At 38.5% G+C, this 12716-nt stretch carries 16 protein-coding genes; all 16 read right to left on the bottom strand.

Annotated features, from left to right (window positions below):
* Positions 1–219: 219 nt before the first annotated feature.
* The 16 genes from R8269_RS22770 to R8269_RS22685 all read right to left on the bottom strand — a co-directional run bounded on the left by R8269_RS22770 (position 220) and on the right by R8269_RS22685 (position 12618).
* Positions 220–495 carry a hypothetical protein gene (locus R8269_RS22770; protein WP_318222668.1) on the bottom strand — a complete coding sequence of 92 codons (276 nt, stop codon included), beginning with the start codon at positions 493–495 and terminating at the stop codon, positions 220–222.
* Between the two features lie 135 nt (positions 496–630).
* Positions 631–1254: a hypothetical protein gene (locus R8269_RS22765; RefSeq protein ID WP_318222667.1), complete on the bottom strand. Its 624-nt coding sequence runs from the start codon at positions 1252–1254 to the stop codon at positions 631–633.
* A 135-nt stretch (positions 1255–1389) separates the two neighbouring features.
* Positions 1390–1755 carry a T6SS amidase immunity protein Tai4 family protein gene (locus tag R8269_RS22755; RefSeq protein ID WP_054577359.1) on the bottom strand — a complete coding sequence of 122 codons (366 nt, stop codon included), beginning with the start codon at positions 1753–1755 and terminating at the stop codon, positions 1390–1392.
* Entirely contained in the window at positions 1737–2216 is a 480-nt protein-coding gene (locus R8269_RS22750) for a type VI secretion system amidase effector protein Tae4 (protein WP_054577360.1), read from the bottom strand. Before R8269_RS22750 ends, R8269_RS22755 begins: the two co-directional genes overlap by 19 nt.
* Positions 2217–2463: 247 nt before the next feature.
* Positions 2464–3522, bottom strand: coding sequence for a hypothetical protein (locus tag R8269_RS22745; RefSeq protein WP_213907470.1), 1059 nt, complete (start codon positions 3520–3522; stop codon positions 2464–2466).
* A 967-nt stretch (positions 3523–4489) separates the two neighbouring features.
* The gene (locus R8269_RS22740; RefSeq protein WP_236147241.1) at positions 4490–5044 is read right to left on the bottom strand and encodes a hypothetical protein; all 555 of its coding nucleotides are present in this window, start codon (positions 5042–5044) and stop codon (positions 4490–4492) included.
* Between the two features lie 288 nt (positions 5045–5332).
* Positions 5333–6106 (bottom strand): hypothetical protein, encoded by a 774-nt coding sequence (locus R8269_RS22735; protein ID WP_149192530.1) that lies wholly within the window; start codon positions 6104–6106, stop codon positions 5333–5335.
* A gap of 104 nt (positions 6107–6210) precedes the next feature.
* A complete protein-coding gene (locus R8269_RS22730) occupies positions 6211–6693 on the bottom strand; it encodes a hypothetical protein (RefSeq protein WP_158156621.1) in 483 nt (160 codons plus the stop codon).
* A 159-nt stretch (positions 6694–6852) separates the two neighbouring features.
* Complete coding sequence (locus R8269_RS22725) at positions 6853–7545, bottom strand: hypothetical protein (protein ID WP_025769032.1); 693 nt, start codon at positions 7543–7545, stop codon at positions 6853–6855.
* A 179-nt stretch (positions 7546–7724) separates the two neighbouring features.
* Entirely contained in the window at positions 7725–8141 is a 417-nt protein-coding gene (locus R8269_RS22715; protein ID WP_213907472.1) for a VOC family protein, read from the bottom strand.
* A 151-nt stretch (positions 8142–8292) separates the two neighbouring features.
* Positions 8293–9078, bottom strand: coding sequence for a hypothetical protein (locus R8269_RS22710; protein WP_029817167.1), 786 nt, complete (start codon positions 9076–9078; stop codon positions 8293–8295).
* Between the two features lie 672 nt (positions 9079–9750).
* On the bottom strand, positions 9751–10251 hold the full coding sequence (locus R8269_RS22705) for a hypothetical protein (RefSeq protein WP_031846630.1): 501 nt from the start codon (positions 10249–10251) through the stop codon (positions 9751–9753).
* Between the two features lie 136 nt (positions 10252–10387).
* Positions 10388–10798 carry a cytidine deaminase gene (locus tag R8269_RS22700; protein WP_053313027.1) on the bottom strand — a complete coding sequence of 137 codons (411 nt, stop codon included), beginning with the start codon at positions 10796–10798 and terminating at the stop codon, positions 10388–10390.
* A gap of 126 nt (positions 10799–10924) precedes the next feature.
* A complete protein-coding gene (locus tag R8269_RS22695) occupies positions 10925–11386 on the bottom strand; it encodes a GNAT family N-acetyltransferase (RefSeq protein WP_213907473.1) in 462 nt (153 codons plus the stop codon).
* A 135-nt stretch (positions 11387–11521) separates the two neighbouring features.
* On the bottom strand, positions 11522–12064 hold the full coding sequence (locus R8269_RS22690) for a hypothetical protein (protein ID WP_155604213.1): 543 nt from the start codon (positions 12062–12064) through the stop codon (positions 11522–11524).
* A gap of 158 nt (positions 12065–12222) precedes the next feature.
* Positions 12223–12618 (bottom strand): ACT domain-containing protein, encoded by a 396-nt coding sequence (locus tag R8269_RS22685; RefSeq protein WP_025523752.1) that lies wholly within the window; start codon positions 12616–12618, stop codon positions 12223–12225.
* Positions 12619–12716 lie beyond the last annotated feature (98 nt).

Here is a 12716-nt window from a genome sequence, read left to right as displayed (position 1 = left end):
CCAATATTCGCCCTTTTCGCCGCTTTTCCACCCTATTACCCCGCCACTTTCACTCTTAGGCTACAATCACGTACATTTAGCCTGAGAGATCCGTTGCGGAAATAACGCCCTGTTAAGGGGTGAGCAACGCAATACCGAAGCCGCCGCAAACCACCTTAAACACTAAAACTAACGCATAGTGAAAATGCCATGCGTTGCGAATCCCTCTTGAACAGTTTGTTAGGCTAATGATTCAATGGCTTGGAACCGAACTATACAAAAGTCTCTTTGAAAAAGATGCTTGAGGTTATTGAGTAACTCTTGTTCGGAATAACTGCTATCTATGTGAATTTCAGCTCCAACGACTGATGTAGAGTTTATCCCTTTAGTTGCTTTAAAATCTTCAGCCAACAGTTTTAGTTGCTCTTCATATCGATCTTGCTCTAATACTGGAAATAGGCAATCTCGTCCCAAATCGTTTTCAGTTAACTTTCTAGTTTTAATAACAAAATTCATTTGATACTCCCATTAGCCTAACGCCCAATTAAGGTGTGAGCCACGCTAGCACGACACTCAATTTGAACACCGTAAACACTAAACCAAATCCAAACCAAAAATACCAAGCGTGGGGAATCACTCTTAAATTGTTTGTTATATTTTTGATGCCGCCATCAGTAAACAGTAGTTTTTTACGCTTTCACAATGCTCACCCATCCAGTATGCAAATGGGGTACTTCGGTGCCAATTTATATCAACCAAGCTATTGTGAATGGTACTATCTGGAGTACTAAGTGAACCATGTGCCACAACTTGCTCTGGTACATTGTTTAGTCCACACCACCATTCAGGCATCGAACGTTTCCACTTTGTCTCAAGCCAAACATCAGATAAAGCAACTACGTATTCACTTTCGAAACCGGTAACCCCATTGTCATTAAGGAACTGTTTGTCTCGATGATGTAGACGCTCAATATCGTTTATAATTTCTTGTTTTTTCTTTGTGTGAGATAAACGTTTTGCCTCAATGAAAAAAACAGCTTTGTGCTTAGGAGAAAAAACAAAACCATCAATGTGCTGCTTTTTCTCAAACCAAGGAAACTCAAGCCATGATACAGCTCGATCATCATCGAGACATTTCACTAGGGCATTTACGTAGATATGAACTTGGTTAGCTTCTGTGAAACCAGTACTCCCTCGCGCTGGATAAAAGTTTGTTAGCGTTCGGGTGTAAGTCGCGACCATTTCATCAAATGATCTAGAAATTATTTGTTCCATCGAAACCTCAGAAAAATATAACGCCCTGTTAAGGTGTGAGCAACGCTATACTAAAGCCGCCGCATACCACCTTAAACACAAAACGCAACGCATAGTAAAAATGCCATGCGTTGCGAATCACTCTTAAACAGTTTGTTATAACTCTGATTTTGCCTTAGTCAATAGCTTATGAACGTCTTCTGAGTTCGCGAAGTCTAAACAATATGCCAATTCTATTGCACTACCACTTTTTGATTTATAAGAGTCAATATTCTCATTGCTCAATAATTCACTGAGCTCAAAAAATGCATCCAAAGGCAAATTAGAAAACTCTCTGTAGCCTTGCATTGCCGTTACCGCATCTTTGGCCACATCGGAGCCCTTGTAATAAGTCGCAATACAAGAAGAAAGCGCATATTTTTTAAACAACTGCTCATCACTTTGAGTGCTCAATGGACTTGCGCTTAATCCCACGCTAAAAGTTGCAACAAATATAGTGCTGACTAATCTTCTAGTTTCCATAAGTACGCCTTCTTTGCTTGTGGGAAGTAACAACTATCCGTACATCTTGAGCCAGTCCAAATACTTGCATGCCCTGATGCATCTAGCCAAGTATCCACATCAACGACCAATATACCTTTGTAGTCAGCCAACTTATTCGCGTTAGGATTTTCAATTACAACCTCAGGATCACCAAACTTTTGATGCAAGAAGCTGATCAAATCCCTGACTCTGTAGATATACCAATTTCCCTGTCCACCAGATACAGTTTTATTTTTAATGTAAGGAACCTTAAAACCAGCATAATTAAGTGCATATGACATCCGAATTGCACATGCATTTTCAAAACGGCCCTGCTCTGGTGTTAGCACATTGATATTGTGATTCACTTTACCACCAATTATTGTACCAACGTCCGATACACCTCGGTTAACCTTTGCAAAAGCCACTTTCATTTTTAGTAAGCTAGGACGTGCTGCCATTTAAAAACCTCCCCATCAATTGTTTGAACGAAAAGGTCTCACAAAATAAGCAACCATACTAACAACAAGTTAATTGTTCTTGAGGCTCTTCAAGATCAAAGGTGTAACAATGAAACTGACAAAAGAGTTATAACGCTCTGTTAAGGTGTGAGCAACGCAATACCGATGCCGCCGCATACCACCTTAAACACTCAAGACAACGCATGGTAAAAATGCCACGCGTTGCGAATCACTCTTAAACAGTTTGTTATTCATCATTCAGCGCCAACCATACAAGCTCGGTAATTTCAGGTAATTCTTCTAATTTCAAATCAGAGAGTTGATTACTTCGAGACAACAGGCTGTCAATTTCCTTAATCAATGAAATACAAGTATTCAAAGAATCTACGCGGCTTTCATCATAACTAACACTAACTTTTTGGGGATAATGAGCCAAGATTAGATCGTTTATTGACCTTTTAGAGTCAAACTCGACTATTTTCATCAAATTTTTCAATGGATAATATAAATTTGAATAATTAGTTGAATAACACATTTGATAGATATTATTTTCATTACACAAACCATTAATCAGGATTTCTATCAAATTAACCAGTTTGGTTCTGACTTCAAGGAGGTTATCTTGATATCTGGGATGAACCTTTTTATCTACACACAAACTAAGAATATTTAGATTGTTAATGATGTTCATAAAAGCATAGATAAAATAAAAAGCTTTGCTATCAGAAAACTTACTAAACGCTGTTCTTTCTATACTTGGCTTGTATCCATCTATCTTCTTATAGTCAGAGTAAAGCTGACCATTATAGTGTGCGTTTTGATGAAAGACGGTTGTCCCATCTAAATATCTTTTAATATACAACTCTAAGTTAGCCGCTATTTCTGAAGCAGCATTAATACCACTAGAGAAGACCGAACGTTGATCTGAGAGGCTACTTTTTTCTTGGAATGTAGCAAAAAATTCATTGAAACTTGAAACTTTTGACACCAAGGAATTCGTTTGAAACTCAATCACCTCATCAAGCTTGTTTTCTATTGCGACAAACTTGCTTTTATAGCTCTCAAGGTCACTAATTAGCTTTTTCGAGATAACAGATTGAGATATAAACGTGTGGTTATTTTGTATCAAGAAAAGACTAGGAGAAAAATAGTCATCATCTTCAACATCCAATGTCTCTAAGTTACAAACAATTTTCCCCAAATTATCTCTAACTTGACTACCTCTTAATATGTACTCGCCATTCTCCATTTTTTGTTGAACATCTTGTGGGATGATAACTTTGAGTTTTTTTTCTGTACTATCCATTTTTACCTACTACGAATATGATGAATAACGCCCGCTTAAGTGGTGAGCAACGCAATACGATATTTCTGCAAACCGCCTAAATCACTAAACTTAACGCATGATGAAAATGCCACGCGTTGCGAATCCGTCTTGAAGCGTTTGTTAGTTGCCAAACCAAAACGCTGATTTTATGACAGTTTTAACTTTGCGAACATCAAAAATTATGTGCTTTGATGCATTATAGTCAGGCGCAGTTTCAAAGCGACTACTCAATGAAACCACGTAGAACATTCAACGCCGAAGAAAACGGACTAACAACACCAAAAAACGCTTTTGTACCGATAATCTCGCAATGCGTAGGTTCAACAAAGTCACTGAAACCACATGAACTCACCAAACCAAAGAAAACGTCATTTCAGCAAGCAATTCAGCTTTTGAAGCGACAAACTCAAAGAGCGAATTTTCAACAAGTAATGTCGTTTTAATTGTACAAACTGCTTCAAAAACAAAGAAAAAGTGAGCTTTCATTTGCCCAAAAACTGAAGCTAAAAAATGACATTACCAAACCGAGATTAACCATTTTCAGCCTAGAAATTCACTTCCAAACTTTAGCATTTCTAACCTTAAACCTTGTGATTTGGTTACGTTTATCCTCTTGGCAACTAACGCCGCATTAAGGTGTGAGCAACGCTACCACCAGACGAAACCTGTACGCCTTAAACACGAAACCCAACGATGACATAAAAAATGCCAAGCGTTGGGAATCACTCTTAAATGCCTTGTTAGTTTTTTGTTTCTAGAGAGTGCTTATTTTCCAAGTCTTCTACCTTATTTTTAAGTTTCTCTAACTTTCGAGAATAAATAAAGAAACCGATTTGAGAACATACTACGGCCACATAGAACAGGTTATCTCTATGTTGAGCTGGAGCATCATTCCACAACCATATAGCGAAGACAATGACAAGCACATAAGAAATAATATTTGAAATCATTGATGAAGCCCCGAAACCAATCGTACACTTCGATTTTCTAACTCTGTATTAACTTTTTTTAATTCAGACTTATTAAACGCAACAGCTCCCCAAATGACAAGCATAGCTAAACCACCTCTGCCAAGTTTACCTCTAGCTTTAGATTCCTTGTATAGGTCTTTGAGTCCAAGGCTTGAAGCACCAATACCTATATAACTAGCGAAATTGTCTAAAAAGCTATGAAAATCTTTATCAGACTGTAACTCTTTCTCAGTCATTGACCACATGCCATATTGTGGGTTAACAAAAGTAGTGTCTAGCGCTCCTGTTACTAGTTTTCCCATTAAGGCTCTATTCGAAACACTTCGTATCAGTTTCATAGCATCTACTCGTTGCTTCTGACTGAGATGTCTATACAAGATCATCGAACAAATCGCATCTACTTCTACTTTTCCAGCCCCAACAAGTAGTTCTGGTTTAAAACCGATTATTTTAGCTAATATTCTTAATTGTTCTTGCTCATGGCTTGGCAAATTATACGGTAAACTGCTAACTGAAATTACGTTACTCATCACTCATCCATGTATAATTTTAGGGCTTATTTTATGAAGTAAAAAGAATAACATATGCACTCAGTGGTGTATAGGAAATGTTATGAAACTAACGCCGCATTAAGGTGTGAGCAACGCTACCACGAAACTTAACCGAGCCACCTTAAACACAAAACCCAACGATGGAATGAAAAATTTCATGCGTTGGGAATCACTCTTAAATGCTTTGTTATAAGAATTTTTCATCTTACACCAAGTTTTTAGCCTGCAAGTTTATTCGAATATCATCGAACTCAAGAAAAATTGATACTAGGACACTTTCGTCTTTTCTTTCATGGAAAGCATTAAGCGCCCCAACGGGTCTCCACCTTGTTGCTTGTAACAATCAATAGCTTTTTCGAACACGAGTCTAGCTTCTGACGTATTTGGTCCAACTTTGTCTCGAATTTTTCGGTGAACTTCTGTTAGTTTCGCAACGTACTCTTGGCAAGAAGCTAGAAGGTTAATTGAATCATGGATTTCGTTTAACGTTGCTCTTTTGTTCTTTCTATTTTGCACAAGCTCGGCCTTTTTGGATAAAGCAAGAACCTCATTTCTCATGCCATTATTAGTACGTTTCGAATTATGCTGCACTGAGTGAATTGCGATCCCGTTATGCTGTACGTGATTCCGCAGCATCTCCATAACTCGATAATCTATCGAAGAGTCGTAAGCATCGCAGAAATATTGTTTTACCTCTTCAAGAATACCTGTTGATTCAACAAAACTATCATGAACATTGGATGGAACCTGATCCACATATGTCTTTGTTGAGGTCAAAAGATTAGCAAGTCTACGCTCAAGTAAAATTCGAAAGTTAAAGGGGCCTGTATAACTAACCGACATTAATGCTTGATTAGAACTTGTTTCCTTGGCAATTTCTCCTTCCAACTCTTTAAGGTTAGAGAGCAGAATTTCGAATTTTTCTTCAATAGCAAGAGTACACCTTAAAGTTTTCTTTGCATTTTGAATCTCTAGGAACTCTTTTTCAGTTAGCTCAATTTTTGGCACCTTTCCTAGAACATTCTGCTTTAAATAGTACATAAGTCACCAATTCTTATAACGCCGCATTAAGGTGTGAGCGACGCTTGGCTATACTTGAGCGAAGCGAAACTGCCAAGCGTTGCGAATCACTCTTAAATGCTTTGTTATGTGCGTTCTTCAAGCTCCCGAAGCCTTTGTTTAACTTCAATAACTGCTGCTAAGACAGACTCTTTATAGTCTAAATACGAAGCTTCTGATAATTTCTCAGCGCGATGGGCGATATCATTACGCTTACGACGATATTTTCCCTTAGAATCCATTAGCACCCTTAATTTGGGCAACTCGCCAATAGTCTCTTCGATGAGTGTCATTGGTGGTATAGATGTCGCCTTATACTCTGTTTTGAAATTCTTGATTTCCTTGGGCTGCTTGCCTGGAGTTGGCTTTTGAATATGATTAACCCACTCAAGCAACTCAGATTCGAGCTTCTTTTTTACGCCGATCGAAGCAATTGGTTTCATGATGTGCTCTAAAACAGTCCACAAAGCAACGTATGACATTTCATATGAACCTTTATGTTCGTAATATTCTGCAAGGGAATAATGTTCTTTTTCCAACGCATCTAACTTTAGGGATATTTCTTCCACAACCGAACCTCATACTTATTACTTTGTAGCACATAACGCCCAATTAAGGTGTGAGGCACGCAATACCAATGCTGCCGCATGCCACCTTAACCACTAAAGCCAACGCAAACCAAAAATGCCACGCGTGCCGAATCACTCTTAAATTGTTTGTTATATTTTTCATACCAGCTTTTGCTGAAAACTAAACTTGTCGAACATAGCTATCCAGTCGATTAGCCTTTCAGTGTTGTCCTTTAGGTTTTTCTTTTCGGATATTTGCTTGAGAAAAAAGATAATGGCCATCCAAGCTTTTAGGTGTCGCCCGCTCAGGTTCGAATTCACTGATGCTAATGACATAATCATTGGCAATTCAAACAAAGCCGATTGAACTAGATTGTCTGCAAAAACGTTACTGTCTAGCTCATCACTCAACATTGACTTCAGTACTCGAAGAGTTTTTTGATTCTCTTCATGCTCAGAAGCGTGAAATTTGAAGTTAGCTCCAGTATTAGAACCATCTAAATCAACATCTTCAAATACGCGCCGTACTAAAATCCGAAGTTGATGTCTAAGCCTATGCTCAATTTCTACTTTCTCATTATGCTCAGCTATAGATTTCAACCTTTCTTGGTTTTTCCTTTCAGAATCGCGGAGCACATCAATAACAAAAATGAAAAGCATTAACTCCACAACCATCCCTGTAAACTCGGGAAGTAAGTTGCCTTTGAAATACTCCAAAAAAGAAGCATTCGAATCTAGAAAATAGAATGTAACTGTAGTTTTAAAGATCAGTACCACAAGTAAAAAGATACCGATGTATACCTTAAACATCGCATCACTAGCTTCACTTAACAGCTTGCGAAGGTAGCTCATAAATTGCAGATTCCTAAAAAATATTTTCCACCATTATCGCATATGCAACAGAAAAATATAACGCCCAGTTAAGGGGCGAAGCACGCAATGACCAAGCATCTACACAGCACTTCAACACTGAAATAAACGCATACCAAAAATGCCACGCGTGCTGAGTCCCTCTTGAACTGTTTGTTATGCTACCTTTTCGCCATTGGGTGATCTGGGTTTAATTGAAGAAGATCCCACAAGTTTCCATACAAATCTTCAAACACGGCTACCGTTCCATAGTCTTGTTCTACTGGCTCTCGGACGAAGTTAATACCAATCGATTTCATACGCTCAAAATCACGCCAGAAATCGTCAGTATTTAAGAACAAAAATACTCGACCGCCAGCTTGATTACCAATGAAATCATGCTGGTCTGGTTTCGAGGCTTTGGCAAGTAACAACGTAACTCCATGAGAATTTGGTGGAGCTACAACCACCCAACGTTTGTCTTGTTCAGGTTGATAAGTATCTTCAATAAGCTCAAATTTGAGTTTGTTTACGTAAAATTCAATTGCTTCATCATAGTCTTTTACAACCAAGGCAATATGGACAATATTCTGTTTCATGGTATTCCTTATTGAAGATTTCGATCGGTAGCATAACGCCGCATTAAGGGGTGAACAACGCCACCACCCAACCTAAGCTATTGTGCCGTAAACACTAAAGCTGATTCAAACCAAAACTGCCAAGCGTTGTGAATCCCTCTTAAATGCTTTGTTATGTAGCTTTGCAAAAGTATGCTTCCGCTTCTTCTTTTGCCCTTCCACTCAAGCGCTTGTAGAACTCACCTGTTTTGAATATCTCACACTGCTGCTCATAGCTAATCATTTTATCACCACTGCCTATTACTATTGCTTTTACTGGTTGAAAACTTACGAAGCAAAAACATGCAGTTACGAACCAAGCAGTTTTTGTGAATTTATGAAACCCCATCAATTTGAATATTGGATTAACCAACAACCTAAATGGCCACCATACCAATATAACTAATATATACATCATCCACCCTAGGTGGAAAAATGACTGCTTAGGAGATATCCCTTTAAGTAAAAGATCCCCGTAGCTTTTTATAAATGGGAACCCTAAAAGCAAACCATATAAAGCATATACACGTAACCCGTGAGCAAATACCTTGTAAGAGATGTCTTTATAAGAATTAACATGACCTACTTTCAAACAATACCAAACCGTAAACACTAAGGATAATGTGATTGAGTACACAATACCATTTGCGATATATATACCGACTGTGTAGACAGGGTTAAATACCGATATTGTTTTGAGTACAGCCCAAGACTTTTCAGCAAAGGCTAAGAATACACATGCCACTGACAACAATCCTAATGCGTTAAATATGTCAATACCGGAATGCTGGAGCTGAATAGAACATGCGTAACTACTGTCTAAGGTTGGATTTTTGATAAATCCAACCATTCGTTTCCTAAATTCAGGAAACGGTATTTTATCCAGTATTCTCACTAAAATTTGTTGATAATTGTTCATACTATCCCTGCTACATAACGCCCTGTTAAGGGGTGAGCAACGCAATACAGATGCCGCTGCATACCACCTTAAACACTAAAACCAACGCATAGTGAAAATGCCACGCGTTGCGAATCCCTCTTGAACAGTTTGTTATGCTTGTTCTATCAGTAGGCACGGTTAGATGCCAACGCCATATACAGTTAGCTTGTTGCCTAAAGAGGTCTTATTTCTGATGTTCTTTACTACGCGAATGCTCGGCATACTTTTTGGAAATGAGTTGATGTATATGAAGTCCTGTTTTACGAACAAGATACCAATCTATCGCTGCTAAAATGACCAAGCCTATTATAGTTCCCATCTAAAACCCTCCTTACACATCGAATCATAACTCTATCAAACCACTGATAAGTTAGATAAGACGGAACGCAATTTTTGATGAGCTGCGATGGTTTTCAGAAAAGTTAGCGTCTATTAAGGGACAAAAGCCTCATTTCTAGTAAATGATACATAGTGATATTCGTTGAATACGTAAAGTACCCATACTTACAAGTTTGAGAAAAAGCATAACGCCCAATTAAGGGGTGAACAACGCCTCCACCAAAACCTAAAACATTGTGCCATAAACACCAAATTTGAAGTAGAAGCAGAAATGCCGAGCGTTGTGAATCCCTCTTAAATTGCTTGTTATATTTATCGCTCAAGTTTGTGCTTAATATTACACCACGCATCTTCCAGCACAGAATTCACTTTGACTTCCAATCCTTCACATAGCTTCCTAGATTCATCAATTTTTTCTGGATTGTTTGTAATAGCCATTATTTCAACCACAATATCATTTATTTCTAGGTATTCTTCTTTCTTTGGATCTAGCATTAGATGTATCTTAGACTTATAGGTCGCTAAAACACATAACTGACTATAAAAGTCATCTTTCAAAATATACTTTTTATCTCCAGACAACCTTATCTGAATAACACTACTTATAGATATAAACTCTGACACATTGCTTCGTAGTTCATTGATCCATTCATACCTTAATTCAGCGGACTTTGCCTTGCTTTGACTTTTTTGATTCATGTAGGTTATACAAACAACAGCTATGGAAGTCAGGATACTGCCAATACCTATAGCACCAGTGACAATCACCGTTGGCCAGTCAGTAGATATAGATAAAGAAATTGGTTCTAACATTTTAACTCCAAATAAATATAACGCCGCGTTAAGTAGTGAGCAACGCCAACACCTAACCCAAACCATTACACCTTACACACAAAACTTAATTTGAACTGAGAATACCACGCGTTGCGAATCTGCCTTAAACGCATTGTTATAGCGCATTTCCATTTACCAACGACCAATGGTGAGGCATTAATTCACGGATAGTTTTGAATACCAACTCATTGCTTTCGTTTGAAATTGCAGCTTTTACATCGCCACCCCAATGAACCAAACGTTCTTGGCAAATACCACACGGAGATAGAACCAAAAAGTCTCCATTTTCATCTTCACGACATATACATAACGAATGAGTTACCGCTTCATTTAATTTGTGAGCTTCCAAATAAGCCCCAACTTCCATACAAAGTGATAACGCATCATTTTTCACGTCTGGAGCAACACTAGTTAGAATTTTTCCTGATCGGGTTCTCACTGCAGCTGCGCCACCCCAACCCGTTGGATATCGAGTCTCGATTAGTTGCACTGCTGCGTCATAAAGATCTTTTTCTATTCTTTCCATTCCATCAATTCCGAATTTTCGAGTGCGCTATAACGCCGCGTTAAGGGGCGATAACGCGATGCCACCCAAACTTAAACATTGTGCCATAAACACTTAAGCGGAACTTTGAGCTAGAACCGCCAAGCGTTAGGAGTCCCTCTTAAACGCTTTGTTAGGCTTATGCTGCATGAGATACTCCAGCTCATTTTCACCAACCGTTACAAAGCCTAGCCTTGAATACAAGTGTTTAGCGGGATTTGTTTTTAATACACTAAGCCCAACCGAACTGCCCGTAAGGTTGGCTTTACCGATTAACATTGAAATAAGAGAACTTGCTATATTTTGATTTTGGTAGCTTGGATGGATTTGAATTTGGACAAGATACCATTCGCTAGAATCTTCGTTAAATTTTGCTTTGAACAAACCAGCCGAAGAACCAGCGACTTCAATAATTTTCGCATGTTCAAATTCGTATAATATTCGACTTAAATACGCATCTTTCGTTATAGGCATGCCACAACCTTTAAGGTACTTACCCATCGTTATATCACGCAGATTAAGAAGAAAGTCGATATCTGAATCTAATGCTTGTCTCAACGAATATTCCACTATCCCTCCAAGTAAGCCTAACGCCCAATTAAGGTGTGAAGCACGCAACCACGACTCTCAATTTGACCACCGTAAACACCGAACTCAACCCAAACCGAAAATGCCAAGCGTGCTGAATCACTCTTAAATTGTTTGTTAGGTTTGTTGCAAATATGGTGCTATAAAGTCAACCAGAAAGCAGTATAACAATATAATACCGGCTCCAAATCCCGACAAAACTGTTGGAATAACTGTAAAAACCCAGACCCTAGCGTTAATCAGTGCGCTTTTTTGCTCAATACGCTGTATTTCACTTAGAGACGACATGTCGGGCTTTTGAAGCCGTTTTGAGACTCTGTGCATTTGTACTGAAACACTGATCATTTTATATAGTTCAAATCCTATAAATGTCATCAGTGATATCAGTATAAGTGCGCCTGAGCTTAAAATAGCCCATTGAGGTAAATCACTTTTTAGACTTGACCATAAAGTAAAGAAACCGACATAACCAGCAGCAATAATTACATTGCTGTAAGAGTTAGCTTTTCCGTATACGTGAGCAACTACTTCTTTTGTCGCCGCTATATTTTCGTTTGTCATGATACGAGCTTGCTGCTGACTCATCCGATTAATGTGACCCGCTAAATCATTGTGCCTATCAACACAACGTCGTTCCATATCGTATATTTCTCTGCTCAATTCACTATCTCCAGAAAACCTAACGCCGCATTAAGTGGTGAGCAACGCAGACCACTGCACATAAAGTATTGTGCCGTAGACACTTAAGTTGAAGCAAACCAAAAATGCCGAGCGTTGGGAATCCGTCTTAAATGCTTTGTTAGCAATATGGCTCAACGTTAAGCACTGAACTCTTCTAACGCTGAAACTGCCATTTCAGCTTTGCTACTTTGAACAAAGATATGGTCGTGATAATAACCAGCAATGACATTAGCACTAATGCCCTTTGATGCTAACTTGCTAGCCACTGCTGCTGTAAGACCTACAGCTTCCAAACTAGAGTGCACCGTCAAAGTGATTTGGCTAAATGTACCGTCAAACGACAAACCTGCTTGTTCTGCCGATGATTTTTCTAGTACTAAAGTTAAACCTTCAGATTCAATAAACGTAGCAACAGGATTTAGCTCAATATAATCTGTTAGATCACCAGAGACAGTACAAAACACGAACTCTGTTTCCATTAACTTTGGACTCATAGAGCGTAATAATTCATCTAACTCAGTAATTCCTGACATATTGATTTCCTCTTATATTGCTAACGCGCAGTTAAGGTGTGAGAGACGCACATGCACCCTAACCTAAAATAAACTCTGATAAATCCGTGCCTATTTGG

This window comes from Vibrio sp. Vb0667 (assembly GCF_033391095.1).
The sequence above is the reverse complement of the archived record's forward strand: the minus strand, read 5'-3'. Positions and strand labels throughout refer to the sequence as shown.

Coding starts and splice junctions, on each gene's coding strand:
- R8269_RS22765 (WP_318222667.1), bottom strand. CDS start 1,254: ATGGAACAAATAATTTCTAGATCATTTGATGAAATGGTCGCGACTTAC.
- R8269_RS22740 (WP_236147241.1), bottom strand. CDS start 5,044: ATGAGTAACGTAATTTCAGTTAGCAGTTTACCGTATAATTTGCCAAGC.
- R8269_RS22705 (WP_031846630.1), bottom strand. CDS start 10,251: ATGTTAGAACCAATTTCTTTATCTATATCTACTGACTGGCCAACGGTG.
- R8269_RS22700 (WP_053313027.1), bottom strand. CDS start 10,798: ATGGAAAGAATAGAAAAAGATCTTTATGACGCAGCAGTGCAACTAATC.
- R8269_RS22685 (WP_025523752.1), bottom strand. CDS start 12,618: ATGTCAGGAATTACTGAGTTAGATGAATTATTACGCTCTATGAGTCCA.
- R8269_RS22735 (WP_149192530.1), bottom strand. CDS start 6,106: ATGTACTATTTAAAGCAGAATGTTCTAGGAAAGGTGCCAAAAATTGAG.
- R8269_RS22725 (WP_025769032.1), bottom strand. CDS start 7,545: ATGAGCTACCTTCGCAAGCTGTTAAGTGAAGCTAGTGATGCGATGTTT.
- R8269_RS22750 (WP_054577360.1), bottom strand. CDS start 2,216: ATGGCAGCACGTCCTAGCTTACTAAAAATGAAAGTGGCTTTTGCAAAG.
- R8269_RS22755 (WP_054577359.1), bottom strand. CDS start 1,755: ATGGAAACTAGAAGATTAGTCAGCACTATATTTGTTGCAACTTTTAGC.
- R8269_RS22745 (WP_213907470.1), bottom strand. CDS start 3,522: ATGGATAGTACAGAAAAAAAACTCAAAGTTATCATCCCACAAGATGTT.
- R8269_RS22715 (WP_213907472.1), bottom strand. CDS start 8,141: ATGAAACAGAATATTGTCCATATTGCCTTGGTTGTAAAAGACTATGAT.
- R8269_RS22770 (WP_318222668.1), bottom strand. CDS start 495: ATGAATTTTGTTATTAAAACTAGAAAGTTAACTGAAAACGATTTGGGA.
- R8269_RS22710 (WP_029817167.1), bottom strand. CDS start 9,078: ATGAACAATTATCAACAAATTTTAGTGAGAATACTGGATAAAATACCG.